Below are 22,781 nucleotides of genomic sequence, written 5' to 3'. Positions count from 1 at the left end.
AACGACCTCCCATAAACCCCGCAACGCCCGCCTCGATCGCCCCATCTTAATCGAGGCACCGAGACTTACGACCCATACTCCGCGGCGATCCTTGTTAAGGAAGGTATCTGACGCCAGCGCTCTCGTTGATGGGCCGCGGCGTATGGGTCCCGGATCGCGTTCGCTGCGCTCACTTGTCCGGGACGACGAAAATTATTCTCGCGGCGCAATACGCCCGAAGTTTTGCAAATCGTTTCGCCCCATAAGAAAGAGGGCGCAGGGAAGACCGGGTGCGCGCTGCACCCGCGGTCTCGTGTGCGATTGTGCTAAGAAAGCTGCACACGAGCATACAGGGCAGCGGAGAACACCCGGCCTTCCCTGCGCAGTGGCTTTACGGCTTATATCGTGCTCTCCCCGGTGAGACGGCCTCTATTGCCACCGTCGCCCCTCGGAAGCGTTAGCTCCCGCGGGACTTGACGCCGTTACGGGCGTCAGGACCACACGACTTCACCGTACGCCAATGCTGCACGCGTCAAGGCGCAACATCAGCGTCCACCGCGACCCGCCCCTCGTTGTGACGATGGCCAACGCCCCTCTGAGTGGGACGGGATGGGCATAAATGTGCACTGATTTGGGTCGCATGGAAACAAGAATATTTTGATTTTCGGAAATTTTGGACTTGACGTTATTTCTGACAATCAGAACTGATTTGCCCGTCGGGTTGATTTGTCGCAGCCGGACCGCAAGATTGCGCTTGCGCACGAGGCGACGCAGTCGGTGTTCGCAATTCGGCCAAGGAATTGCGACACGCGTGGTTCGCAAGTCTGCGGCCACCGCCATTGCGAGCAGAGCCTTCGGTGGAGATCGATCACGCCTATTCAGAGCTTCTATCGTCGATACCCGCAGGTCCGGGAAAGACCGGATAACGGGCATGTTGCGGAGATGGCACCCCGCACAAGTTGTTGTGGCTTTCCGCGACTGCCCCTTTCGGATCGCCTAAATCAGTGATTGTATAACCACATTTCGCAATCGGAGAGCACCTTCGCAACGGGGGAGAGCGTCGTGAATTACACGGGTCTGCGGTGGATCAAGGATACGAAGCAGCGGCAACGCATCATAGCCGGGCTGCGAAAGTTGCGCGCCGGACTTAAAAGCAAGGTGCCGGCCAAAAGCGACCACTCGCTGCTGCTGGCGACGTGGAACATTCGTGAGTTCGGCGGCGCCAAATACGGCGGACGCACGCCCGACGCGATGTATTACATCGCGGAGTGCATGAGCCGCTTCGACCTGATTGCGGTTCAGGAAGTCCGAGCCGATCTCAAGGCGCTCAGGGACATCATGCGGCTGCTAGGCCGGCAATGGAACGTCATCTTCACGGATGTCAGCTACGCCGACAGCGGCAATGGCGAACGGCTTGCCTTCGTCTACAACACGACCAAGGTCAGCTTTACCGGCCTTGCCGGTGAACTGGTCCTGCCCGGCAAGAGCGCGACGGAGATCATGAGCCAGATCTCCCGCACGCCGTTCGTCTGTGGCTTTCAGGTCGGCTGGGCCAAGTTCAATCTCTGCACGGTTCACATCTACTACGGTACGAGCAAGGCCGAGGATCCGAAGCGCGTCGACGAGATCAACGCACTCGCCAAGCTGCTTGCCGCGAAGGCGAAAGACTACATCAACACCAAGACGCCGGTTGATTATTCGCCCGAACATCTTGTGTTGCTTGGCGACTTCAACATCTTCTCGCGCACCGACAAGACGTATGAGGCGCTCACGAAGAACAAGTTCGTGGTGCCGGCCGCACTGCAGAAACTGCCCGCCGGAAGCAACGTGGCCCAGGACAAGTTCTATGACCAGATCGCGTTTTTCAAACAGAAGGTAGGTGTGACGAGCACGAATGCCGGCATCTTCGACTTCTTCAAATACGTTTTTGACGATCCGAAGGAATTCAAAGGCGGCAAGAGCGCACCGACCACCAAGGCATTCCCGCAATGGCGCACCTACCAAATGTCGGATCACCTGATCATGTGGACCGAGTTCAGCGTCGACCAGACAGATACGTACCTGAAATCGCTGGCGGCCTGGGATGGCAAGTGATTTTCCGGACAAGTGAGGGATTCCAGGCCCTGCAAAGGTCTTCCGCCACGGGCATTGCGAACGAAAGCGCCGTCGCGGCCGCGGCCGCTCCTCAATCCAATGGGGCCGAACGGGTTCGTCCCCGCGGCACGGTACGTTTCGGCAGGTCGCCAATGCGTGCCCGGAGGCGTGGCAGCATGAAGTCCAGAAAGGCGCGCAACTTGATTGACCGGCATGAAGCGGTTGGGCGGCTAGACGAAGCTGGCGGCATCCAAATCCGTAAGTTCAAATCTCACCAACGTGAGGCGCGGCATCATTTGATCAATCTGCAATGTTGGTCGCCGCTATGGCGAAACGACGGTAACCAGCCATCGAACGGGAATACTGGAACTGTCTTCCTTGACCGATCGGACCATGCCCCTCACGGTCGCAGAGCCAAAGGTCAGCGTGGCCACTTGTCCTCGATACTGGGCGTAGCGGCTGCGTCGGGCCTCGGTAGGGTCATTGGTTTCGATCTGCTGCACGTATCCCGCCAATCCGTTCATGAAACACAAATCGTGACCATGTGCAGAAACTGTAAGCACATGCAGTTAACGAATGTCCGACAGTGCCGCAGGCAGCGTCCAAACAAATGCTGAAATAAGCCGGTTGCCATCTCGCTATTTGGGCAAAAGAGACTATATGTGGAATATCATCGCGCGCCCCCGGCAGTTATCGATGACTGAGAGCGTTGCGCTCCCGCCTCAACCAAGCAGGCGGTCCGTTGTCAAATCCCCCGACTTCCGTGAGTGGCTTGTGCCTCCGGTGCCGCTGCCGAACTTTTTCGTCATGCTGATAGCCGCCGCGGTCATTTTTCAAAGTTGATCCGTCTACGCAAGACCGCAGAACAAAACCCATCGGAAGGTCGCAATGGCCAACAAAGCAACTGTCAGGAACGCGTATGGCGTGCCGGCCATGTTCGCCGGATCAAAAACGGGCAGCGATGACGCTGCTTTCGTTTTTGTCAGAGTTGGAAATGAGGAGCGCCGCATGCGATGGGCCGAATGGGATGCGCTCCCGGCGTGGACCGGGCCTCGTCCCTCCTGGGGACCAAAGTCTGGCACCCCATCGACACTCGACCAACCATAACGGCCCCGGTTCCCCTGTTAGACCGATTGGCAGCGTCTTTCGGCCATCGATGCTGCGCTTCCGGGGAAATGGAGGCGACCGCTTCCGCTTGAGGGCAAGGAGAGTAAACAGGCCGCGACAGGTTGTAATCGCGTGGTGGAGTAGCCACCTAAGGAACACTCGGCGTCCGATCCGCTTTAAGCACCCGTGCGGGTACGCCACGCCTTAGCCACGCCAAATCCTAACAACGATCGCGGCCAACGGCACGTCGCCCTGACGTGCGCGTCATGGGTCAGGGACATCCTATGCCTACCGAACATGCCGCCGTGCGGGTCGTCCACAAGCCCTGGGGGGCCCGTGATCTGCACCCCTGGAGCAATATTGACGGCTCTGGTGACGCCATCGGCGAGCTGTGGTTCGAGCGGGCCGACAAGGATGCGCCTATCCCGGCCTTGCTCCTCAAGCTGCTATTCACCAGCGAACCCTTGTCGATCCAGGTACATCCGGACGACACCTACGCACGCGCGATCGGGATGCCGAACGGCAAGAGCGAAGCGTGGTATATCCTTTCGGCTGAGCCCGACACGCAGATCGGCGCTGGATTAAAGCACCAGGTAACACCACAGCAATTGCGGGCGTCCATCCGGGACGGGTCGATCGCCGAACTGATGCACTGGCGAGCGGTTGCGAAAGACGACGTCATCTACATCCCGGCCGGCACCATCCACGCCATCGGCGCCGGTATTGTGCTGGCCGAAATTCAGCAGCGCAGTGACGCGACATTCCGCCTGTTCGACTATGGCCGGCAACGCGAATTGCACGAAGACGACGGGGTCGCGGTCGCTCACCCATGGCCGCTTCGAACGCCCTGCAATCCGACGCGCCTTTCCGCGGACCGAACGGTCCTCGTCGCCAGCCGGCATTTCGTTCTCGAGCGCGTTGAGCTGCCCGAGGGTTCAAGCTGGGCGCTGCTTGCCGAACCGGAGACCTGGATTCTTGTTCTCAACGGTCACGCCGCCATTGGACTAGTCGCGGCCTCGATCGGGGAGGCCATCTTCGTTGCCGGCGGTCGCACCAGCATCGAGGTCGGCAGCCATGGATTGAGTGCCTTGATCGCGTATCCGGCGAGCCGTCCGATCGATTCCCTGTTGCAAAGGCTTGGTGAAACACCGGGCAACGCTGCCAATCCGGCTGCTCCTGCTGTTCCGCAGTTTGAAGGCGCCAAGGAGGCGCGAACATGACGCCGCTTCGCCGCATCGCCGTCATCGGCAATTCGCTGCCCCGCCGCTGCGGTATCGCCACCTTCACGACCGATCTGGAACGCGCGCTTTCCAGTTCACGGCCGGATCTGGAGGTCAGCATTGTCGCAATGAACGACCACGGACAAGCTTACGACTATCCCGCTTCGGTTGCCTTGCAGATCAAGGATGACACCATTGAAGACTATGTGCGTGCCGCGGCCTTCCTGAACGCCGGCCGGTTCGACGTCGTCTGCCTGCAACATGAGTTCGGAATCTTCGGTGGCGAAGCCGGCGGGCACATCCTCGAGCTGCTTTCACGCCTCAGCATGCCCGTCATCACCACGCTGCACACAGTGCTGGCCAAGCCGACCGCCGCCCAGCGTGCGGTCATGGAGCGCATCGTCGATGCTTCTTCGAAGATCATTGTGATGGCCAACAAGGGCCGCGAGATGCTGCGCAGCGTTTACCGCGTACCGGACAACAAGATCGAGGTGATCGCGCACGGCATTCCCGATTTTCCGTTTGTCGAGCCCGACGCGGCAAAGGCCAAACTCGGATTCAGCGACCGCTCCGTCATTCTGACGTTCGGCCTGCTCTCCCCCAGCAAGGGCATTGAGGTCATGATCGACGCCATGCCCTTGATCCTGGAACGTCGCGCGGACGCGGTCTATGTCGTGCTCGGCGCGACGCATCCAAATCTGGTGCGCGACCAGGGCGAAGCCTATCGCGAGAGCCTTGTGACGCGCGTGCGCGAACTTGGCGTCGAGAACCATGTCGTATTCCTCGACCAGTTCGTCGATCAGGCGACGTTGTTAGAGTTCATTTCGATGTGCGATGTCTACGTCACACCCTATCTCAATGAAGCGCAGATGACGTCGGGGACGCTGGCCTACAGCTTCGGATTGGGCAAGCCGGTGGTGTCGACGCCGTATTGGCACGCGCTGGAGCTGCTGGATGACGGCCGTGGCGTCATCGTTCCCTTCGGCAACGCGGTCGCTATCGGCAAGGAAATTGCGCAATTGCTCACCAATGCCCCTCGTCGGCAGGCAATGCGCGAGCGTGCCTACTCGATCAGCCGATCGATGACATGGGAGCGTACGGCCGAGCGTTACATGGCCACTTTCGAACATGCGCGCCATGGGGACTGGCTCAAGGTGGTGGCGCGTACCGGGCCGGTCGCGATCGCGCACAGCCCGGCGGCGTCGGACATGCAGTTGGATCACTTTCTTTCCATGTGCGACGATACCGGCCTGTTCCAGCATGCGGTGCATTCGGTGCCCGATCGCGCCCATGGCTATTGCGTGGATGACAATGCCCGCGCCTTGCTGCTGGCGTGCGCCCTCAACAATCCGGGCGAAACGCGCTTGTCCGAAGTATTGACGGCCCGTTTTGCCGCCTTCGTGCAGCATGCGTGGAATCCGGACACCAAACGCTTTCGCAATTTCATGGGCTTCAATCGAACCTGGCTCGAAGATCGCGGCTCCGAAGACAGTCATGGGCGAACCTTATGGGCGCTGGGTGAGTGCGCGCGCAGGGACGCAAGCCCGTCGCGACGCCGATGGGCCGCCGCCTTGTTTGCCGAGGCATTGCCGGCCGTCGAGGCCTTCAGTTCGCCCCGCGCACTGGCCTTCACCCTGCTGGGTCTGGACGGCTATTGCGCCGTTGCTCGCGATGATGCGCACGCCCGGGAAATCCGGCGCGTTCTCGCCGACAGGTTGATGTCGGGGCTCGCGTCGGTCGAAACGCCAGACTGGTCGTGGTTCGAGGAAGGCCTGGCGTATGACAATGCGCGCCTGCCGCAAGCCTTGATGCTGACAGGCATGGCCACGCAAACACCCGATTACCTCGCTGCCGGATTGCGGTCCCTGCGTTGGCTGATGACACAACAAACGACCTCGATGGGACATTTCCGCCCCGTCGGCACCGCCGGCTTCGGTGAACTGCGCCGGGCGCCGCGCGCGTTCGACCAGCAGCCGGTAGAGGCAGCGGCGACGATCGCGGCCTGCCTGACCGCCTGGCGCGCGGAGGGTGACGCCGAATGGAAGGCGATCGCAAACAACGTTTTCGCCTGGTTTCTCGGCCGCAACGATTTATCGATCGCGCTGGTCGATCCCGAGACCGGCAGTTGCCGGGATGGCTTGCATCCCGACCGCGCCAACGAAAACCGCGGCGGCGAGTCGGTCGTGTCCTATCTGCTCGGTCTTGCCGATATTCGTCAGCTTGCGCGCGTCAATGTCAGCGTGACACCCCCCGTGGCGCTTCGCGCCATCGGCGCCTGAGTCCAGTTTCCTCCAACTAACCGAGGACATCTTGTTGCAAGCCACTTTCCTGCATCGGCAAGCACTCTATCTGCGCCCCGACCCCACGCGCGTGATCGTACGCCCGTTCAAGCCGACGACTGAACCGCGCGACCTCAACCCGACCGACAAGACCCGCGCCAACCACATCGTCGAGCGCGTGCTCGCACTCGATCCGCAAGTCACAGCCAGCCTGTTGGCCGACGTGCTGGAGAACTTCCAAGGCCGGCATCGCAACCTGCTGCAGGAATTCGAGTTCCGCGCCGACGAGATGGAACAGGCGCTGGCGGCTCACGGCGCTTTTTCCAGCGTCCAGCGCCAGTTGATCGGTGCTTATTTCCTGAACGAGTACTCGTTCGAGGCCTCTGCGCTGTTCAATCCCAGCATCGTACCGCATCCCGACCAGTCTGGAGCGCCGAAAGGCGGCCTCCGCTTCGTGCTTAGTCTCCGGGCCGTTGGCGAAGGCCACGTGTCTTCGCTGACATTTCGCACCGGCACCATTGCCGCCGACGGCAGCTTGGCCGTCGATCCGACCGCGCGGCTGGCCTCCAGCCCCCGGGTCGGACGTCGCGTATCCGGACCATCAGGCGAAGCGGTTGAGATCACCTTCAAGGAGGAACAGGATATCAGCGAACGCGTGATATTTCCGGTTACCGCATCCCAATCCCAGGGCATCGAAGACGCCCGTTTCGTCGAATTCCGCGATGGTGACCACAAGACTTACTACGCTACCTTCACCGCCTATACCGGCAGAGCGATACGATCGGAGTTGATCGAGACCAGCGACTTCCTGTCATTTCGAATGTCGCCGCTGCAGGGGACCGCGGCCCACAACAAGGGCATGGCGCTGTTCCCGCGCAGGATCGACGGCAAGTACGCCATGATCGCGCGTCAGGATAATGAGAACCTCTATCTGATCTATTCGGATGACCTGCATCAGTGGGACGGCGGTCAGGCGATCCTGAAACCACAATTCCCCTGGGAGTTCGTGCAGATCGGAAACTGCGGGTCACCGATCGAGTTGGATGAAGGCTGGCTGCTGCTCACGCACGGCGTCGGTCCGGTCCGGAAATATTCGATCGGCGCGGCGCTGCTCGACAAGAAAGACCCGTCCAGGGTGCTGGCGCGTTCGGTCGAGCCGTTGCTGCATCCCGAACAGTCAGAACGCGAAGGCTATGTTCCCAACGTGGTCTATACCTGCGGCGCGATGCGGCACAATGACCAGATCATTTTGCCCTACGCCATATCCGACACCTACTCCAACTTTGCGACCATCAAGATCGCAGCCCTGCTGCAAGCAATGTCCTGATGGTGCGGAGAAGCTATTCGCACGGGCAGCCTGCTTCGACGTCCGCTTTACCGCTGCCTCGAGACTTCCGCCGAGCCTAGCTCGGTCTGGATTTCATGCGGCGCCCGGCCGTACAGCCCGATCACGTCGAAGGCGGTCTGGATCCGGCCGTCGGGATTGGCCAAGCGCTCGCGGCAGCGAATATTGAACCGCTCCTCACTCCAATGGCGACGAACCGGCTCGCGCTCGCGGCACGGCGCGTTTCGGCAGGTCGCCAATGCGCGCTCTGAGGCGCGGCAGCGCGAAGTCCAGGAAGGCCCGCAATTTGACCGGCATGAAACGGTTGGGCGGGTACACAAGGCTGACGGGCAGCGGCGGCGGCTCAAAATCCTGCAGCAGCAGCACGAGCTCGCCGGATTTGATCGATTCGGCAAGTTGGTAGGAGAACGCCGCGGCGATCCCCATACCCGCGCGCGCGGCATCGCAGGTTGCTTCAAGGTTGTTCAAGACGAGGCGCGACCGCACCGGCACCACATATTCGGTCTGGTCCCGTTTGAACGTCCATGTGGTTGATGAGTGGAACGGCAGGAAGCTGATGCAGTCGTGGGTGGAGAGGTCTTCAGGGGATTTGGGCGTCCCCCGCGATTTCAGATACGCCGGACTCGCGCACAACACGCGGCGGATTTCTCCAATCCGGATGGCAATCAGGCTGCTGTCGGTGAGGATCCCGATCCGAAGCGCGACATCGACATGGTCCTCGACAAGATTGACCGGCCGGTCCTGCAAATCGAGTTGAATGTCCACCTCCGGAAAGACAGCCACGAACTCCGCCATCACCGGCACCAGATGTAGCCGGCCAAACGCAAACGGCGACGACACAATCAAATCTCCGCGCGGCGTCGTGTACTCGCCGGACGCCGTGCGTTCGGCTTCGGCCACGTCGGCGAGGATTCGTTTCGAGGCGGCGATGTAGGAGCGGCCCGCATCCGTCGGCACGAGCGCACGGCTTGAGCGGTTGAACAGCTTGGTCTGCAGGTGCGCTTCGAGCTCGGAGACTTTCCGGCTGACCGTTGCGAGCGGCGTTTTCTGCCGACGCGCCGCAGCCGACAGGCTGCCGGCCTCGGCAACCGCCAGCACCAGCGACATGGCTTCGAAGCGGTCCATTGGATGTGTTTCCATCTGGTGGAAGGGTCTTTCCCGATTTTACCAGATACCCATCGTTTTCGGAAGGGTCTAGTTACGAACGCACAGCAACGGCTTGCCCCAACCCCGAATTCCAGGAGACCGACATGACCTCGATCCAGACCAAAGGCATCGCCCTGATCACCGGCGCATCAACCGGCATCGGCGCAATCTACGCCGACCGGCTGGCGAAGCGCGGCCATGACCTCATTCTGGTCGCCCGCAACAAGGATCGGCTCGCCTCCCTGGCGCGCCGGATCGCGGGCGACACCGGCCGCAAGGTCGAGACGGTCGAAGCCGATCTCACCGTCGCTGCGGATCTCCGGCGCGTCGGGGACATCCTGCGGACCAACGCCGGCATCTCCATGCTGGTCAACAATGCGGGCGTGGGCGCCACCGGGCCCCTGGTCTCCTCCGACGTCGACAAGATGGACGACATGATCAGCCTGAACGTCACAGCGCTGACGCGCCTGACCTATGCAGCGGCGCCGGGATTTGTTGCCCGCGGCCACGGCACGATCATCAACATTTCGTCGATCGTCGCGATCGCGCCGGAGGTGCTGAACGGTGTCTACGGCGGCACGAAAGCGTTCGTGCTCGCGTTCAACCACTCGCTGGTTCACGAGCTCGCCGACAAGGGCGTCCGCGTGCAGGCGGTGCTGCCGGGCGCCACGGCCACCGAATTCTGGGACGTCGCCGGCATGCCGGTTCATCATTTGCCGCAGCAGATGGTGATGTCGGCCAACGACCTGGTCGACGCTGCCCTTGCGGGCCTCGACCTTGGCGAGACCGTGACCATCCCGTCGCTGCCCAACCAGGCGGAATGGGATCGTTATGAGGCGGCGCGCCGCGCAATGTCGGACAAGATTTCGAGCGCCATCCCGGCCCCCCGCTACAACTTGCGCAACCACGAACGCATCAGCGCCTAGGCGACGGGCAACAAGTCCAGCCGAACATCGAATTGAAACCATCACCCTGAAAACGGAGTTCACCATGTCGTACATTACAACTCAGCTTCCGACCCCCGCCCTGGCATCGCGCACCGCCTCCAACTGGCGCGATCATGCCGAACACCTGCTCGCCTATGCCGAACCGGTCAGCCGCGCCGGCCTCTACGTCTCGCTCGCGGTCATCTACGCCTGGTTCGGCGGGATGAAGTTTACCGAATACGAGGCCAACGGGCTGGTGCCGCTGGTGGAGAACAGCCCGCTGGTCGGCTGGTTCTATGCGCTGCTTTCGGTCCGCGGCTTCTCCACCTTCCTCGGCTTTGTCGAACTCAGCATCGGTCTGCTGATCGCCCTCAGATTGGCGAGCCCGATCTTTTCCGCGGCCGGCGGCGTTCTCTCGGCCGGGCTCTTCGTCACGACCCTCAGCTTCATGATCTCGACGCCTGATGTCGTCGTGCCGGAGCTCGGCTTCCCCGCGATCTCGGTCGCGCCGGGTCAGTTCCTCCTGAAAGACGTCGGCCTGTTCGCCGCCTCCTTCTGGGTGCTCGTCGACTCGCTGAAGACCGCGGTTCGCAAGTGATCAACCTTTCCAAACAAGATGGAGCACGAACATGAGCAAGCGATTGGACTACAACCAGGTTGCACCGGCAGGCGTGAAAGCGCTGGGCGGCGTCTACGGCTACGTCATGCAGAGCGGTCTTTCGCCCGTGCTGGTCGACCTGGTCTACTTACGGATTTCCCAGATCAACAACTGCGCCTACTGCCTCGACATGCACACGCGCGACCTGCTCAAGAAGGGGCAGAAGATCGAGAAGCTCGCGCTGCTGCAGGCATGGGCGGAAGCCGGCAATCTGTTCGATGCGCGCGAACGCGCCGCCCTGGCATGGGCCGAGACGGTGACGCGCGTTGCCGATACCGGCGTGCCGGATCAGGCGTATCAGGCCGCCCGCGCCGTGTTCGAGGAGCGCGAGCTCGTCGACCTCACGATCGCGATCGGCCTGATGAACGCCTACAACCGCCTGGCCATCAGTTTTCGCAACACGCCGCAGGCCGCGATCGAGAGTTTGAAGGCCGCATAGTCCTGTTCTCGCGCGGCGTGACAACGGCTCGTGCAAAGCCAGGCCAACGTCGCCCGATGGGATCGGGCATCTGCGAACAAGTCAGGAAAGGACCAGCACATGAGCGCCATTGTCAGAGCCGCCGCCGGTGGCGCTACCGGCCGCCAGTTTCCTTCGCCAGTTCGGTCAGCTTCGTAGCGACGTCGTGAAGTATCCCCTGGAATGTCTTCAGATCGCGTTCGGACCGGTTGCCGAACAGCAGTTTGGCGAACTCGGTCGTCTCCGATTGCAGTCTTGCGAAGGATTTTTGCCCTTTCGCCGTCAGAACAATGACGGCAGCACGCCGATCCGTCGGGTGTGCCGTGCGACGGACAAAACCGGTCTCCTCCAGCGCATCGATGAGCGTGGTTACGTTACGCGGCGTGACCTTCAATTCCGCGGCCAGTTCCGCCTGCGTCATACGCTCGGCCCCACCCAGCACCCACAACACTTGCGCCCTTGTCTGCGTCAGGCCGCGCTCGGCCAAGCCACGCTGCATATCCGCCGACATCAGCGTTGTGACCAGGAATAGCTGCGACAGCACGTCGCTGCAAAGTGATGTATTATCTACATTGTGTATCATATTCACGATGTGCTTTATACCAATTCGATTATCAATTGGAGTCCCGTCGTGCTCGCCACCAATACCGCATCCCAGGGAAATATCGCATTGATGCGTAGCGCCTTCGCCGCCTTGAGCCGCAGGGACATTGTGGCTGCTGCCGAGTTCCTGTCGCCGGACTTCATCATTAACTTGGCCGGGGTGCCGCATCAAATGCGCGGCCGGCGCATATGGCGAAGGAATTCGGAAGCCTTCTTCAACGCTTTTCCCGACATTCAGATCGAAGCGCAGGACATGTTTGCAGCCGATGACAAGGTGGCGGTGCGTCTTCGCTTTACCGGAACGCACACCGGCGAGTTCCTGGGAAATCAGCCGACCGGAAAGCGCGTCGATTACCAAAGCTGCGAACTGTACCGCATTGCTGATGGCAAGATCGCCGAGGAGTGGATCTGCGCTGACATGCTCACGATCCTGACCCAGATCGGCGCATTTCCTGCCAGGCATCTCCTGCTGATGTGGCTTGCCGGATACCGTGTGTGGTTTGCGGCGGGCCTCGGCCTGCTTGCGGGGGTGATTTCGACGCTGACCCTGTCCTCCATCGTAGCCTGACCAGACGGCTCACGAATCACAATTCTACTTCGTCTTCCCCTTCACCGCCGCCTCCAGGCTGGCTTTCGCCGAACCCGGCCGCAGCGGTTTGGGCTGGCTTTCATGTGGCGCCCAGCCGGACAGCCAGATCACGTCGAAGGTGGCGCGGATACGGCCGTCCGAATCGGCAAAGCGTTCGCCGTAGATCTGCGCCATCCGCAGCAGCGTGGCGCGGCGGGTGGGTGCCCGCCGGCGCTCGACCAGAATATTGGTCGCGCCCATCCTTCTCAGATCGGCCGTCAGCGCCAATGCGCTGTCGTAGCGCACCACGACGCGATCGACGTCGGTGACCGGCAGCGCAAAGCCCGCGCGTTGCAGCAGCGCGCCGACATCGCGCAGATCGGCAAAGGGTGCGACGCGCGGCGACACTCCGCCCTCGCATTCGGCCTCCGCCGCCGCAAACGACTGCCGGAGTTCGGTCAGCGTATCGCCGCCGATCATCGCCGCCAGCAGCAATCCATCCGGCCGCAGCGCGCGCCTGATCTGCGCCAGCACGCCAGGCAAATCATTGACGAATTGAAAGGCGAGCGCGGAGACCGCAAGATCGAGCGATTCCGGCGCAAGCCGCAGCGTTTCCGTTTCATCCGGTTCGACCCGGGTGATGGATTTGAAACGATTCGCCACCGGCTTGCGCAGCAGCTCGACCGGCGTCCAGATTTCGGCGACGTCGGAAAAATCCCGCGTCACCGCCGCCAGCCGCTCTTCCATATCCTCGGTGACGCGATCGAGCAGGAACGTCGCTGGCCCAAGGCGGCGCGCACGATCCTGCCGCGCGCGCAACAGCGCGCGGTCGAACAGGATGGGTGCGGCGGTCGGGCTCGGAGCCATGGCGGTTGGTACGCTGGTTAGCGCGTCTCTGGCAATCTGGGATGCGCCTATCTCGTGTCCCGGGCGCGATGCAGCGCGCAGCGGTGCTTCGCAGAACCGGGACCCAGACTCGCAGTCAGATGGACCCCGGATCAGCAGCGCACCACGCCGCAAGTGCGGCGCGCTGCGCAGCATCCGGGGAACGGAGACCGGTTTTCGTCGCTTGAGCACTGCGCCGCGCGGCGCTAGCCTCACCCCATGGACGCCGAGGCATCACCAGCACGCTCCATCTCCACCCATTTGCGCGGCGTGCTGAACGCCGCGCGCGGCGTGTTTGCGCATATTCCAAGGCTGGCGCTCGACATCGCGCTGCCGACGCTGTGTGTTTCCTGCCGCGAGCCGGTCGATGGCGAGGGCGTCTGCTCGGAATGCTGGGCCAAATTGTCGTTCATCGCGCCGCCATTTTGCCCGCGGCTCGGCATTCCCTTTGTCTACGACCCCGGTCCCGATTTGCTGTCGATGGAGGCGATTGCCAATCCGCCGGCCTACCAGCGCGCCCGCGCCGCCGTGCGCTACGACGATGTCGCGCGCACGCTGGTTCATTCGCTGAAATACCAGGACCGCACCGATCTGGCCCCCGCGATGGGGCGCTGGATGGCCCGCGCGGGCCAGGAATTGCTTGGGGAAGCCGACGTGCTGGTCCCGGTTCCCCTGCATTGGCGGCGTGGCTGGAGCCGCCGCTACAACCAGTCCGGCGCGCTGGCGCGGGTGATTTCGCGTCAAACCGGGGTGAAACTGGCCTCCGAGGCGCTCCGGCGGGTCCGGGCGACCGAACAGCAGATCGGGCTGTCGCGGTCGCAGCGTGCCAGCAATGTGCAGGGCGCCTTCAAGGTCGCCCCTGACCGCAGCGCTGACATCCAGGGCCGCCGCGTGGTCCTGATCGACGACGTCCTGACCTCCGGCGCGACGACCGACGCCTGCGCCCGTGCCTTATTGCGCGCCAAGGCCGCGCAGGTCGACGTGCTGGTATTCGCGCGGGTTGTGGACACCCACCGGGCTCCCATATAATTCAAAGACTTGCCATTTCCGGAACTTGCGAACCAGAGCGCTCCATGACCGCTGCCATTGAAATCTACACCCGCCCCGGCTGCGGTTACTGCACCGCGGCCAAATCCCTGCTGACGCGCAAGAATGCCGCGTTTACCGAACTCAGCGTATCCAACGACCCTTCCTATCGCGAACAGATGTACGATCGGGCCGGCGCCGGCTCGACGTTTCCGCAAATCTTCATCGGCGCAACCCATGTCGGTGGCTGCGACGAGCTTTACGCGCTGGATCGCGCGGGCAGGCTCGATGCGTTGCTGGCGGGAGAAAAGGCCTCGTCATGAGCGCTGCCACGACCTTCACCGCCGCGATGGTGCAGATGCGCACCTCCCTGCTGCCGGAGCCGAGCCTCGAGCAGGGCATGAAACTGATCCGCGAAGCGGCGGCGCAGGGCGCTGATTATGTGCAAACCCCCGAGGTGAGCAACATGATGCAGCTGAACCGCAAGGCGCTGTTCGAGCATCTGGCAGCTGAGGAAGACGACAAGTCGCTGAAGGCCTATCGGGCGCTGGCGGCGGAGCTGAAGATCCATCTGCATGTCGGCTCGCTCGCGCTGCGCTTCTCGCCGGAGCGCGCGGTCAACCGTTCGTTCCTGATCGGGCCTGACGGCAATCTGCTCGCCAGCTACGACAAGATCCATATGTTCGACATCGACCTGCCCGGCGGCGAGAGCTATCGCGAGTCAGCCAATTACCAGCCGGGCGAAACCGCCGTGATCTCGGACCTGCCGTGGGGCCGGATCGGGCTCACGATCTGCTACGATGTGCGCTTTCCGGCGCTCTACCGCGCGCTCGCCGAAAGCGGCGCGTCGTTCCTCACCGTGCCGTCCGCCTTCACCCGCAAGACCGGCGAAGCGCATTGGCACATCCTGCTGCGCGCCCGCGCCATCGAAACCGGTTGCTTCGTGTTCGCCGCCGCGCAATGCGGCCTGCATGAGAACAAGCGCGAGACCTATGGGCATTCGCTGATCGTCGCGCCCTGGGGCGAGATCCTCGCCGAGGGCGGCGTCGAACCCGGCGTGTTCCTCGCCGAGATCGACACTTCCAAAGTCGAGACCGCACGCAAGACCGTGCCGTCGCTGCAGCACGGACGTCGCTTTGGCATCGCCGATCCCAAGGCCGGCCCTGAACATCTGCATCTGGTCCGGGGCTCGGCATGATCCGCTACAGCCTGCGCTGCCAACGGGGCCATGCTTTCGAAAGCTGGTTTCAGAGCTCGTCGGCCTATGAGAGCCAGGAGAAGCGCAAGCTGGTGAGCTGTCCGTCGTGCGGCTCGGTCAAGGTCGAGCGCGCCATCATGGCTCCGCAGATCGTCAGCAAAAAGGGCCGCGAGGACGCGCGCGCCGTGCCGCCTGCGGAAGTCGCAAGCACCGAAGGTACGGCAACCGAGGCCACGCCGCTGTTGATGGCGCAGGAACTCGAGCTGCGCGCCAAGATCAAGGAATTGCGCGATCACATCGTAAAGAACGCCGATAATGTCGGCGAGCGCTTCCCCAACGAAGCGCGCAAGATGCATTACGGCGATATCGAGCACCGCCCGATCTATGGCGAGGCGTCGCCCGACGAAGCCCGCGCCCTGATCGACGAAGGCGTCGAGGTCTCGCCGCTGCCGGTGCTGCCGGACGACAGAAACTGATCTCGTCCCCGACATGAGCCGACAGGCGATCCTCTCCTCGCTGATCCATCTGGATGCGCCACTGGCCGACTTGAAGCTGGCACTTGCTTCAATCTCCTGGGATGCTGAACCAACCATCACACTGGCACGGCAGGACATCGCTACCGTTCTGCAGCGATTCGTCCGTGGCGAGATTGACGCTGCCGTCGTCGAAGAGTGGGCGAACCTTGTGGAATGCCGCGAGGATATTCAGTCTGAAGCCGGCCACGAGGAGACAATAGCGGCCGCAATACACGATCTTGCAAACCCTGAGCTTCGTGGCCGATTGGCAACCATCGCGCCTGACGTGCTGTCCAGGCTTGCGTGAGCAATGACGGCAGCTACGCCGCCACCAGCAGCGCCACCCCTGCCACGATCAGCACGATCCCCGCCAATTCCCGCGCCGATAGCGGTTGCTTGAACGAATAATACGCCACAGCCTGCGCGAACAGCACCTCGACCAGCGCCAGCGTGCGGACATTGGCAGCTGCCGTCAGCGCGAACGCCAAAAACCAGAATTGCGAGGCGAACGCGCCCATGAAGCCCGCCAGCATCGAGGGCTTCCACAGACCCAGGATTTTCTTGAGCACGTCGGGCGCGCGGATCAGCAGATAGATCGACAGCACCAGCGTCTGCACGAACAGGCCGAACACCAGCGTGTAGGACGCGGCCGTCACGAAGGAAACGCCGGGCACCACGATGACAGCGCCGCGAAAGCCGACCGCCGATAACGCGAATGCCGCGGCGGCACCAAGGCCCAGCAGCGTCGGCTTCAGGTCGGCAAAACCCTTACCGCCAGCCGGCCGCAGCGCCGCGATGACGACACCGGCGGTCGCAATCAGGATCGCGACCACTTTCAGCACCGTCAGATGATCGGCCAGAAAGATGAAGCCGAAGATCGCGGTCTGGATCGCCTCGGTTTTCAGGTACGCCGTCGTCACCACGAACGAGCGGTCGTTCATCGCCAGCAGCATCATGCCGGTGCCGACGATCTGGCTCAGCGCACCCAGCAAAAGCCAGGGCCAGAACGCCGCCGTCGGCCACGGGATATGGTCGCCGGTGACTGTCACGACAACCGCAAAGAAGATGATCGAGAACGGGAAGCCGAACAGGAAACGGATATTGGTCGCGCCCCAGGTCCCGAGCGGCCCCGTCAACGACCGCTGCATCGCATTGCGCGCGACCTGGCCGAGCGCAGCAATGATGGTGAAGGGAATCCAGAGCGAGGCGACCGTGAACATGGGGATACCGTCGGAGGGGTACCGCACCGTGCCGGGCGCAGCGCACGCGGTCAACCGGAACGGCGCATGACAGGATTGCGATCTGCTCCCTCTCCCCGTTGTTACGGGGTTGAGACGAGCAAAGCTCGCTCTTAGAGGGTTGGGGTGAGGGGCTCTCACCGCGAGCACGATGTATCGCTAGACCTGTACCCCCTCACCCGGCGCTACGCGCCGACCTCTCCCCGCAAGCGGGGCGAGGTAAAATTACATCTCCTCCGCGACCACCATGTAGTTCACGTCCATGTCGGACGAGATGCTCCATTTGTCGGCGAGCGGGTTGTAGACCACGCCGGCCTGTTCGGTGATGGCAAGCCGGTTGTTGGCCAGATGCTGGGCGAGTTCGTCGGGGGTGACGAATTTGTTCCACTCATGGGTGCCGCGCGGCAGCCAGCGCAGCACATATTCGGCGCCGACGATCGCCAGCGCAAAGCTCTTCCAGTTGCGGTTCAACGTCGAGAGCACCATCATGCCGCCCGGCTTGAGCATCGCCGCGCAGCGGTTGAGGAAGACGCCGACGTCAGTGACGTGCTCGACCACTTCCATCGCCAGCACGATGTCGAAGCGCTCGCGCACGTCCATCTCCTCGGCCGTGGTGCAGCGGTAATCGATCGACAGATGGCCCTTGTCGGCATGCAGCTTGGCGGCCGCGATATTGGTGGCGGAGGGATCGATCCCGATCACCTGCGCGCCCAGCCGCGTGAACGGCTCGCAGAGCAGGCCGGCGCCGCAGCCGATATCGAGGATGCGCAGGCCGCCCAGGCAGTTCAGGCTTTTGACGTTGCGCTCGAACTTGCGGCAGGCGGCGTCGCGGATATAGGTCAGCCGCAGCGGATTGATCTTGTGCAGCGGGGCCATCTTGCCCTTGGGGTCCCACCACTCGTCCGACAGCTTTGAGAATTTTGCGACTTCGGCAGGATCGACCGTGCTGCCCGATGCGCCGGCGTGATTTGTTTGCATGGCCATGATTTACGCACCGGCCGGTCGTGCCGTGATGGCATTGCGAAATGCCAACGGCGAAGCAATGGTGTCGAGGGTCTTGCCACCCTCGCCGACCCCAAGCACCGTCACGTCGCCGTAGTTGAGGATGCGGCCGAGGATGCTCTGGTTGACGTCGACGCTCTCGACCTTGTCCACGCTCATCTCGAACGTTTGCCGCTTAACAAAACCGGTCTTGTGGATGACACGGAAATTCGTGACGTCGGTTTCGGTGGTCCAGCGATGGAACCAGGCGGTAGCCGTCTTGTACAACGCGCCAATGGCCACGATCGCCGACAGCGACCAGAGGACCAAAACCATGGGCCCCGCCGGGATCATTCCCGAGCCCACGAAGAGCGCCAGTGCCGCGGCCCAGAGCACGATCGCCGGCAGAAAGAAGATCCAGTGTGCATTGGTGGAATACAGCACCTTCTCGCCGGGCTGCAGGATATCGTCGATATAACGCCCCATACACCTAACCTTGCACCTGACCTAAATTGCGCCTGACCTGAATTAACCCGCTACCACAGCATTTTGCGCCATTTTAGACCGAAAATGCACCCGGATGCTTGCCCCGGGACGCGCCGCTATGTATACGCCGCTTTCGGCCCGGGCGCTCCATTTTCGTGCGGGTCACCATACTTATCCTCACAGGGAATGCACGCGTCGTCATGGGCCGCCTCGTGATGAAATTCGGCGGTACATCCGTCGCCAATATCGACCGAATCCGCAACGTCGCGCGTCACGTGAAGCGCGAAGTCGATGCGGGGCACGACGTCGCCGTGGTGGTGTCGGCGATGTCCGGCAAGACCAACGAGCTGGTGGACTGGTGCCGCGACGCCTCGCCGATGCACGACGCCCGCGAATATGATGCGGTGGTGGCCTCCGGCGAACAGGTCACGTCCGGACTGCTGGCGATCGCGCTGCAGGCGATCGGCATTCAGGCCCGCTCCTGGCAGGGCTGGCAAATTCCGATCCGGACCTCGGACGCGCACGCCTCGGCGCGGATCCTCGAAATCGACGGCAGCGAGATCATCAACCGTTTCAAGGACCGCAAGGAAGTCGCCGTCATCGCCGGCTTCCAGGGCATCAATCCGCAGACGGGCCGAATCACCACGCTGGGGCGCGGCGGTTCGGACACCTCGGCGGTGGCGATCGCGGCCGCCATCCATGCCGACCGCTGCGACATCTACACCGACGTCGACGGCGTCTATACCACCGACCCGCGCGTGGTTCCCAAGGCGCGGCGGCTCGACAAGATCGCCTTCGAGGACATGCTGGAACTGGCCTCCCAGGGCGCCAAGGTTCTGCAGGTGCGCTCGGTGGAACTCGGCATGGTGCATAGTATGCCGGTTTTCGTCCGTTCCAGCTTCGACAAGCCCGAGGATATCGACCCGCACGCCACGCCGCCGGGCACGCTGATCTGCAGCGAGGAGGAAATCATGGAAAACCACGTCGTCACCGGCATCGCCTTCTCCAAGGACGAAGCCCAGATTTCCGTGCGCCAGATCGAGGACAAGCCGGGCGTTGCCGCCGCGATCTTCGGACCGCTCGCGGACGCCAACATCAATGTCGACATGATCGTGCAGAACGTCTCCGAGGACGGCAAGACCACCGACCTGACCTTCACGGTGCCGGCCTCCGACTATACCCGCGCCAGGGACACCATCGCCTCGGCCAAGGACAAGATCGGCTATAAGCGGCTGGACAGTGCCACTGACGTCGCCAAGGTTTCGGTGATCGGCAGCGGCATGCGCAGCCATGCCGGCGTCGCCGCACAGGCGTTCACCGCACTTGCCGCGCGAAATATCAATATCCGCGCCATCACCACCTCCGAGATCAAGTTCTCGGTGCTGATCGACGCCGCCTATACCGAGCTTGCGGTGCGCACGCTGCACACGCTCTATGGGCTCGACCAGACCTAGAGCATCGGTTCTGCTCTAGAATTACTTTCTCTTAGCGCCCGCAGCATTGGCCTTACACAGACGTTATTGCTACTGGCAGGCGTTTTGCTTGGCAAAGCAAGCCTCGATTGGCTATACGGCCTGACAGGTGAGCTGCCGCAAACTGTGCCACAGTTTGGCGATCCCGATTCGGCCGGGAACGATGGTTTTGGGGCGGCTTGCGGCGGCGCCGAATGAATAAAATTGTTGCTATTGTTGAGTTTCACGCCAGCGCCCGGCCACCCGGCACGCTGGCCTCGCGGGGGAGGATTTTGACAGATGCGGAGCACGTCGGGAGGCCCCCGCGTCTTGTTGAGACGGCTCCGCGAAACCATGGCGGAGCAGGTCTCCGCCCAGGAGCGGCTGGACAAGATCGTGGTCCTGATCGCGGCCAACATGGTGGCCGAGGTGTGCTCGACCTACGTGCTGCGCGTCGATAACACGCTCGAACTCTACGCCACCGAGGGTCTGAACCGCGACGCTGTCCATAGAACGGTCTTGAGCGCGCATGAGGGCCTGGTCGGCCTGGTCGCCAGCGAGGCCACCCCGCTCAACCTCTCCGACGCGCAAACCCACCCGGCGTTCTCGTTCCGCCCGGAAACCGGCGAAGAAATCTATCATTCGTTCCTCGGCGTGCCGATCTTGCGCGCCGGCAACACGCTCGGCGTGCTGGTCGTGCAGAACCGCGCCAAGCGCACTTACGTCGAGGAAGAGGTCGAGGCGCTGCAGACCACCGCGATGGTGGTCGCCGAGATGATCGCCTCCGGCGAACTGGCGGCGCTGGCGCAGCCCGGCGCGGAACCCGCGGCGCGGCATTCCCTGCACAAGGCCGGCGCGATCCTGTCCGACGGCATCGCGCTCGGCCACGTCGTGCTGCACGAGCCGCGCGTCGTCATCACCAATTACATTGCCGAAGACCTGCCGAAGGAAATCAAGAAGCTGGACGCGGCGCTGACCAAGCTGCGCGCCGATCTCGACCGCATGCTGGAGCGCGGCGACGTCGCCGAGGGCGGCGAGCACCGCGAGGTGCTGGAAGCCTACCGCATGTTCGCCAACGACCATGGCTGGTCGCACAAGCTGCACGAGGCGGTCGCCACCGGCCTCACGGCGGAAGCCGCCGTCGAGCGCGTGCAGTCCGACACCCGCGCGCGCATGCTACGTTCGACCGATCCCTACTTGCGCGATCGCTTGCACGACCTCGAAGACCTCGGCCACCGCCTGATGCGGCAATTGGTCGGCCAGGACCACGCGCCGTCACGTGAACAGCTGCCCGACAATGCGATCCTGATCGCGCGCGCGATGGGCCCGGCCGCCCTGCTCGACTATGACCGCAAGCGCCTGCGCGGCCTGGTGCTGGAGGAAGGCACCGCCAATTCCCACGTCTCGATCGTGGCGCGCGCGCTCGGCATTCCCGCGGTCGGCGAAATCCCCAACGCGCCGGGGCTCGCCGATCCCGGCGACGCCATCATCGTCGATGGCACCTCGGGCTCGATCTATGTGCGCCCTTCGGCCGAGATCGAATCGGCCTATGCCGAGCGGGTCCGGTTCCGCGCGCGGCGGCAGGCGCAATATTCGGCGCTGCGCGACAAGCCCTGCGTGACCAGGGACGGCCAGAAGATCGAGCTGATGATCAATGCCGGCCTCGTCATCGACCTGCCGCATATCGACGACACCGGCAGCGCCGGCATCGGCCTGTTCCGCACCGAACTGCAATTCATGGTCGGCCAGAGCCTGCCGCGTACCTCTGACCAGCTCGCGCTGTATCGCACGGTGCTGGACGCAGCGGGATCGAAACCGGTCACGTTCCGCACGCTCGACATCGGCGGCGACAAGGCGCTGCCCTACATGGAGACCGTGATCGAGGAAAATCCCGCGCTCGGCTGGCGCGCGATCCGGCTCGGGCTCGACCGTCCCGGCCTGTTGCGCGGCCAGATTCGCGCGCTATTGCGCGCCGGCGGCGGCCGCGCGCTGAAGATCATGTTCCCGATGATTTCGGAAGTCGCCGAGTTCGATCAGGCCAAGGCCATCGTCGAGCGCGAGCTGACCTATCTGCGTCAGCACGGCCACGCGCTGCCGGAACGCATCGACGTCGGCACCATGGTCGAAGTGCCGGCGTTGCTTTACCAGATGGACGAACTCCTGAAGAAGGTCGATTTCATCTCGATCGGATCGAACGACCTGTTCCAGTTCATGTTCGCGGTCGACCGCGGCAATGCCAAGGTCTCCGAACGGTTCGACACGATGTCGGCGCCGATCTTGAGGGCCTTGCGCGACATCGTGCGCAAGGCCGATGCAGCAAAGAAAAGCGCCTCGCTATGCGGCGAGATGGCGTCAAAACCGCTCGGCGCGCTGGCGCTGATCGCGCTTGGTTACCGCTCGCTGTCGCTGTCGGCGACCGCGCATGGCCCGGTGAAAGCGCTGATCCTCGATCTCGATGCCAGGAAGGCCGAGGCCGTCATGATGCCGCTACTTGAAGCGCCGTCCGGCAGCGTCTCGATCCGGCAGAAGCTGACGGAATTCGCGGAAGCCGAAGGGTTGTCGTTGTAGCGAGGCTCTGCCCCGGCAACGCCCCCTTCCCTTTGCGCCATTGAGAACTCC

The 22,781-nt window shown here is 62.8% G+C and carries 21 protein-coding genes; 15 read left to right on the top strand and 6 right to left on the bottom strand.

Annotated elements, in window-relative coordinates; all coding sequences use genetic code 11:
• Positions 1 to 1,041 precede the first annotated feature (1,041 nt).
• The 4 genes from JQ597_RS34615 to JQ597_RS34600 all read left to right on the top strand — a co-directional run bounded on the left by JQ597_RS34615 (position 1,042) and on the right by JQ597_RS34600 (position 8,006).
• Positions 1,042 to 2,073, top strand: a complete 1,032-nt coding sequence (locus JQ597_RS34615; RefSeq protein WP_212269886.1) for an endonuclease/exonuclease/phosphatase family protein — start codon at positions 1,042 to 1,044, stop codon at positions 2,071 to 2,073.
• 1,373 nt (positions 2,074 to 3,446) lie between these two features.
• On the top strand, positions 3,447 to 4,400 hold the full coding sequence (locus tag JQ597_RS34610) for a class I mannose-6-phosphate isomerase (RefSeq protein WP_249133642.1): 954 nt from the start codon (positions 3,447 to 3,449) through the stop codon (positions 4,398 to 4,400).
• Positions 4,397 to 6,679, top strand: a complete 2,283-nt coding sequence (locus JQ597_RS34605) for a glycosyltransferase family 4 protein (RefSeq protein WP_212269885.1) — start codon at positions 4,397 to 4,399, stop codon at positions 6,677 to 6,679. Before JQ597_RS34610 ends, JQ597_RS34605 begins: the two co-directional genes overlap by 4 nt.
• 31 nt (positions 6,680 to 6,710) lie before the next feature.
• Positions 6,711 to 8,006, top strand: a complete 1,296-nt coding sequence (locus tag JQ597_RS34600) for a glycoside hydrolase family 130 protein (protein ID WP_212269884.1) — start codon at positions 6,711 to 6,713, stop codon at positions 8,004 to 8,006.
• A 195-nt stretch (positions 8,007 to 8,201) separates the two neighbouring features.
• On the opposite strand, the gene JQ597_RS34595 is transcribed toward JQ597_RS34600, so the two are convergent.
• On the bottom strand, positions 8,202 to 9,149 hold the full coding sequence (locus JQ597_RS34595) for a LysR family transcriptional regulator (protein WP_212269883.1): 948 nt from the start codon (positions 9,147 to 9,149) through the stop codon (positions 8,202 to 8,204).
• Between the two features lie 125 nt (positions 9,150 to 9,274).
• Here JQ597_RS34595 and JQ597_RS34590 point away from each other — a divergent pair, with 125 nt between their 5' ends.
• From JQ597_RS34590 to JQ597_RS34580, 3 genes are all read left to right on the top strand, one after another.
• Complete coding sequence (locus JQ597_RS34590; RefSeq protein WP_212269882.1) at positions 9,275 to 10,096, top strand: SDR family NAD(P)-dependent oxidoreductase; 822 nt, start codon at positions 9,275 to 9,277, stop codon at positions 10,094 to 10,096.
• Positions 10,097 to 10,160: 64 nt separating this feature from the next.
• Positions 10,161 to 10,694, top strand: coding sequence for a YkgB family protein (locus tag JQ597_RS34585; RefSeq protein ID WP_212269881.1), 534 nt, complete (start codon positions 10,161 to 10,163; stop codon positions 10,692 to 10,694).
• Between the two features lie 31 nt (positions 10,695 to 10,725).
• Positions 10,726 to 11,193, top strand: a complete 468-nt coding sequence (locus tag JQ597_RS34580; RefSeq protein ID WP_212269880.1) for a carboxymuconolactone decarboxylase family protein — start codon at positions 10,726 to 10,728, stop codon at positions 11,191 to 11,193.
• A gap of 133 nt (positions 11,194 to 11,326) precedes the next feature.
• Here the strand turns inward: JQ597_RS34580 and JQ597_RS34575 are convergent, their stop codons facing one another.
• Positions 11,327 to 11,755: a MarR family winged helix-turn-helix transcriptional regulator gene (locus tag JQ597_RS34575; RefSeq protein WP_212269879.1), complete on the bottom strand. Its 429-nt coding sequence runs from the start codon at positions 11,753 to 11,755 to the stop codon at positions 11,327 to 11,329.
• A gap of 87 nt (positions 11,756 to 11,842) precedes the next feature.
• Between JQ597_RS34575 and JQ597_RS34570 the strand changes: the two genes are divergently transcribed.
• Positions 11,843 to 12,382 (top strand): ester cyclase, encoded by a 540-nt coding sequence (locus JQ597_RS34570; protein ID WP_212269878.1) that lies wholly within the window; start codon positions 11,843 to 11,845, stop codon positions 12,380 to 12,382.
• 24 nt (positions 12,383 to 12,406) lie between these two features.
• Here the strand turns inward: JQ597_RS34570 and JQ597_RS34565 are convergent, their stop codons facing one another.
• Complete coding sequence (locus JQ597_RS34565; protein ID WP_212269877.1) at positions 12,407 to 13,249, bottom strand: methyltransferase domain-containing protein; 843 nt, start codon at positions 13,247 to 13,249, stop codon at positions 12,407 to 12,409.
• A 237-nt stretch (positions 13,250 to 13,486) separates the two neighbouring features.
• Between JQ597_RS34565 and JQ597_RS34560 the strand changes: the two genes are divergently transcribed.
• From JQ597_RS34560 to JQ597_RS34540, 5 genes are read left to right on the top strand one after another with little or no spacing between them, the layout of a single operon-like run.
• A complete protein-coding gene (locus tag JQ597_RS34560) occupies positions 13,487 to 14,296 on the top strand; it encodes a ComF family protein (protein WP_212269876.1) in 810 nt (269 codons plus the stop codon).
• Between the two features lie 44 nt (positions 14,297 to 14,340).
• The gene (grxC, locus tag JQ597_RS34555) at positions 14,341 to 14,616 is read left to right on the top strand and encodes a glutaredoxin 3 (RefSeq protein ID WP_212269875.1); all 276 of its coding nucleotides are present in this window, start codon (positions 14,341 to 14,343) and stop codon (positions 14,614 to 14,616) included.
• A complete protein-coding gene (locus JQ597_RS34550; protein WP_212269874.1) occupies positions 14,613 to 15,491 on the top strand; it encodes a carbon-nitrogen hydrolase family protein in 879 nt (292 codons plus the stop codon). The genes grxC and JQ597_RS34550 overlap by 4 nt, the downstream gene beginning before the upstream one ends.
• Entirely contained in the window at positions 15,488 to 15,967 is a 480-nt protein-coding gene (locus JQ597_RS34545; protein WP_212269873.1) for a DUF1178 family protein, read from the top strand. The genes JQ597_RS34550 and JQ597_RS34545 overlap by 4 nt, the downstream gene beginning before the upstream one ends.
• Before the next feature lie 13 nt (positions 15,968 to 15,980).
• Positions 15,981 to 16,313, top strand: coding sequence for a hypothetical protein (locus JQ597_RS34540; RefSeq protein ID WP_212269872.1), 333 nt, complete (start codon positions 15,981 to 15,983; stop codon positions 16,311 to 16,313).
• 13 nt (positions 16,314 to 16,326) lie between these two features.
• Here JQ597_RS34540 and JQ597_RS34535 read toward each other — a convergent pair whose 3' ends face one another.
• From JQ597_RS34535 to JQ597_RS34525, 3 genes are all read right to left on the bottom strand, one after another.
• Positions 16,327 to 17,226, bottom strand: a complete 900-nt coding sequence (locus tag JQ597_RS34535) for an EamA family transporter (RefSeq protein ID WP_212269871.1) — start codon at positions 17,224 to 17,226, stop codon at positions 16,327 to 16,329.
• Between the two features lie 243 nt (positions 17,227 to 17,469).
• Complete coding sequence (gene ubiG, locus JQ597_RS34530) at positions 17,470 to 18,228, bottom strand: bifunctional 2-polyprenyl-6-hydroxyphenol methylase/3-demethylubiquinol 3-O-methyltransferase UbiG (RefSeq protein ID WP_192736458.1); 759 nt, start codon at positions 18,226 to 18,228, stop codon at positions 17,470 to 17,472.
• Positions 18,229 to 18,231: 3 nt separating this feature from the next.
• On the bottom strand, positions 18,232 to 18,711 hold the full coding sequence (locus tag JQ597_RS34525; RefSeq protein ID WP_212269870.1) for a PH domain-containing protein: 480 nt from the start codon (positions 18,709 to 18,711) through the stop codon (positions 18,232 to 18,234).
• 200 nt (positions 18,712 to 18,911) lie between these two features.
• On the opposite strand from JQ597_RS34525, the gene JQ597_RS34520 reads away from it, so the two are divergent.
• Together JQ597_RS34520 and ptsP are read left to right on the top strand one after the other, a co-directional pair.
• The gene (locus JQ597_RS34520; RefSeq protein ID WP_212269869.1) at positions 18,912 to 20,165 is read left to right on the top strand and encodes an aspartate kinase; all 1,254 of its coding nucleotides are present in this window, start codon (positions 18,912 to 18,914) and stop codon (positions 20,163 to 20,165) included.
• A 297-nt stretch (positions 20,166 to 20,462) separates the two neighbouring features.
• Complete coding sequence (gene ptsP, locus JQ597_RS34515) at positions 20,463 to 22,730, top strand: phosphoenolpyruvate--protein phosphotransferase (RefSeq protein WP_212269868.1); 2,268 nt, start codon at positions 20,463 to 20,465, stop codon at positions 22,728 to 22,730.
• Positions 22,731 to 22,781 lie beyond the last annotated feature (51 nt).

It is taken from the genome of Bradyrhizobium sp. AUGA SZCCT0177, assembly GCF_018130125.1.
Taxonomy (GTDB): Bacteria; Pseudomonadota; Alphaproteobacteria; order Rhizobiales; family Xanthobacteraceae; genus Bradyrhizobium.
The sequence above is the reverse complement of the archived record's forward strand: the minus strand, read 5'-3'. Positions and strand labels throughout refer to the sequence as shown.

What these genes read in the sequence shown, in the direction of transcription:
- JQ597_RS34610 (WP_249133642.1), top strand. Translation starts at nt 3,447, where the DNA reads ATGGGTCAGGGACATCCTATGCCTACCGAACATGCCGCCGTGCGGGTC.
- JQ597_RS34605 (WP_212269885.1), top strand. Translation starts at nt 4,397, where the DNA reads ATGACGCCGCTTCGCCGCATCGCCGTCATCGGCAATTCGCTGCCCCGC.
- JQ597_RS34595 (WP_212269883.1), bottom strand. Translation starts at nt 9,149, where the DNA reads ATGGACCGCTTCGAAGCCATGTCGCTGGTGCTGGCGGTTGCCGAGGCC.
- JQ597_RS34590 (WP_212269882.1), top strand. Translation starts at nt 9,275, where the DNA reads ATGACCTCGATCCAGACCAAAGGCATCGCCCTGATCACCGGCGCATCA.
- JQ597_RS34585 (WP_212269881.1), top strand. Translation starts at nt 10,161, where the DNA reads ATGTCGTACATTACAACTCAGCTTCCGACCCCCGCCCTGGCATCGCGC.
- JQ597_RS34580 (WP_212269880.1), top strand. Translation starts at nt 10,726, where the DNA reads ATGAGCAAGCGATTGGACTACAACCAGGTTGCACCGGCAGGCGTGAAA.
- JQ597_RS34565 (WP_212269877.1), bottom strand. Translation starts at nt 13,249, where the DNA reads ATGGCTCCGAGCCCGACCGCCGCACCCATCCTGTTCGACCGCGCGCTG.
- JQ597_RS34560 (WP_212269876.1), top strand. Translation starts at nt 13,487, where the DNA reads ATGGACGCCGAGGCATCACCAGCACGCTCCATCTCCACCCATTTGCGC.
- grxC (WP_212269875.1), top strand. Translation starts at nt 14,341, where the DNA reads ATGACCGCTGCCATTGAAATCTACACCCGCCCCGGCTGCGGTTACTGC.
- JQ597_RS34550 (WP_212269874.1), top strand. Translation starts at nt 14,613, where the DNA reads ATGAGCGCTGCCACGACCTTCACCGCCGCGATGGTGCAGATGCGCACC.
- JQ597_RS34545 (WP_212269873.1), top strand. Translation starts at nt 15,488, where the DNA reads ATGATCCGCTACAGCCTGCGCTGCCAACGGGGCCATGCTTTCGAAAGC.
- JQ597_RS34540 (WP_212269872.1), top strand. Translation starts at nt 15,981, where the DNA reads ATGAGCCGACAGGCGATCCTCTCCTCGCTGATCCATCTGGATGCGCCA.
- JQ597_RS34535 (WP_212269871.1), bottom strand. Translation starts at nt 17,226, where the DNA reads ATGTTCACGGTCGCCTCGCTCTGGATTCCCTTCACCATCATTGCTGCG.
- ubiG (WP_192736458.1), bottom strand. Translation starts at nt 18,228, where the DNA reads ATGGCCATGCAAACAAATCACGCCGGCGCATCGGGCAGCACGGTCGAT.
- JQ597_RS34525 (WP_212269870.1), bottom strand. Translation starts at nt 18,711, where the DNA reads ATGGGGCGTTATATCGACGATATCCTGCAGCCCGGCGAGAAGGTGCTG.
- JQ597_RS34520 (WP_212269869.1), top strand. Translation starts at nt 18,912, where the DNA reads ATGGGCCGCCTCGTGATGAAATTCGGCGGTACATCCGTCGCCAATATC.
- ptsP (WP_212269868.1), top strand. Translation starts at nt 20,463, where the DNA reads ATGCGGAGCACGTCGGGAGGCCCCCGCGTCTTGTTGAGACGGCTCCGC.